The organism is Moorena sp. SIO3B2 (assembly GCF_010692525.1).
Lineage (GTDB): Bacteria > Cyanobacteriota > Cyanobacteriia > Cyanobacteriales > Coleofasciculaceae > Moorena > Moorena producens.
This window is the reverse complement of sequence record NZ_JAAHHE010000853.1, coordinates 1-1,482: the sequence shown is the minus strand read 5'-3', so window position 1 is coordinate 1,482 and position 1,482 is coordinate 1. Positions and strand designations below refer to the sequence as shown.

Annotated in this window: 1 protein-coding gene; it reads left to right on the top strand. The window is 45.0% G+C overall.

The window, feature by feature from the left end; translation table 11 throughout:
• Positions 1 to 339: 339 nt before the first annotated feature.
• Positions 340 to 1,416, top strand: coding sequence for an RRXRR domain-containing protein (locus F6K38_RS41775; protein ID WP_008189903.1), 1,077 nt, complete (start codon positions 340 to 342; stop codon positions 1,414 to 1,416).
• Positions 1,417 to 1,482: the final 66 nt, after the last annotated feature.

Genomic DNA, 1,482 nt, shown 5'->3' with positions numbered 1-1,482 from the left:
ATCATGATCCTAGTGGTATCTGTTTTGCGCGATGATTGGATGATCGGTGTTGTCGGGGTGATCATCCTGAGTGTGGGGAATGCTGGATTAATGCTACTGGCACATGTAATTAAACGAGTCAATAACCCCAACCTAAGAGGATGGGGCGAGGGATGACGACCAACTGTCCGTGTTTGACTAGACCATTGAGCCGAATTTTGGTACGAACATCCGGATGCTTCCCCAGTCCGGATCTCTTCAAAACTGTGTCGTCAGTTGCTCTTAGACAGGACATCTTAGATTCGGTGGTCGAGGGGACGGGTAATCAACCCAAATACTTTTCTCGTGAGGTTTATCACCATGCTACGAGTTCCAGTTATTTCACCTGATGGCAAACCATTGATGCCTACAAAAGCCTCTCGTGCTCGGCGTTGGCTTAATCAAGGTTTAGCTGTTATTTACCAAAACGATCTAAATGTTTTTGCTGTTCAGTTAGTCAACCAACCGTCTGGAGAACAAACTCAGGACATTGCTATTGGGATTGATCCTGGAAAGATGTTTTCTGGTATTGCTGTTCAGTCAAATAATGCCACTCTTTGGACAGGGCATTTAGTGTTGCCGTACAAAAAAGTCCGCGTACGCATGGATACTCGACAAATGATGCGAAGAACTCGTAGAAGCCGTCGAATAAACCGCAAGGTACCTTACTCGCAAAGGTCTCATAGACAAAAACGATTCTCAAATAGAGTAAGCAAAAAGGTACCTCCTTCAATTCGAGCAAACCGCCAGTTAGAGCAAAGAGTAGCCAAAGAACTTAGCCTTTTGTACCCAGTAAAAGCCATCGTTTATGAAATAGTCAAGGCTAGAGGAAACAAGGGTTTTTCTCCTGTTATGGTAGGCCAATATTGGTCAATATCTCAGCTAGAAAAAATAGCCCCAGTCACTCAAAAACAAGGCTGGGAGACTGCTCTAAAAAGGGAAGCGTTAGGACTAGTCAAGGACAAAACCGACAAAAGTCGGCAGTCAGTCAACACTCATGCGGTAGATGGGATAGCTTTAGCTGCTACTCATTTCTTCCGGCGCAAGAATTACTATCACAGCAAAGGCAAATTGAGTGTTCCAGAAAACTGCAATATAACTAACACTTTGATCTTTGTGATTAGACGTGCTCCTATAAGTCGTCGTCAATTACACCTGTTGCAATTTTCTAAAGGTGGAAAACGGCGCAAATACGGTGGAACAACTACTAGTCATGGTTTTCGCAAAGGAGATTATGTTGAAGCTGTTAAAGCCGGAAAAGTAACCCGTGGTTGGGTAAGCGGTGAAACAGCAAGACAGGTTTCTGTGAGCGATATCGATTGGAAGCGGATAGGACAATTCACCGCCCGGAAAGTCCGACTCCTAAAACGTTCAACGGGCTTAATTGTAAACTACTAATTGGAGGCGCGGCTTTCCTCCCCACCCTGTAGAGGGATGGGGTATCCAGCCGCGAAGACTGATGAG

Excerpts from the sequence above, each read along its gene's own strand:
- F6K38_RS41775 (WP_008189903.1), top strand. The coding sequence starts at position 340 with ATGCTACGAGTTCCAGTTATTTCACCTGATGGCAAACCATTGATGCCT.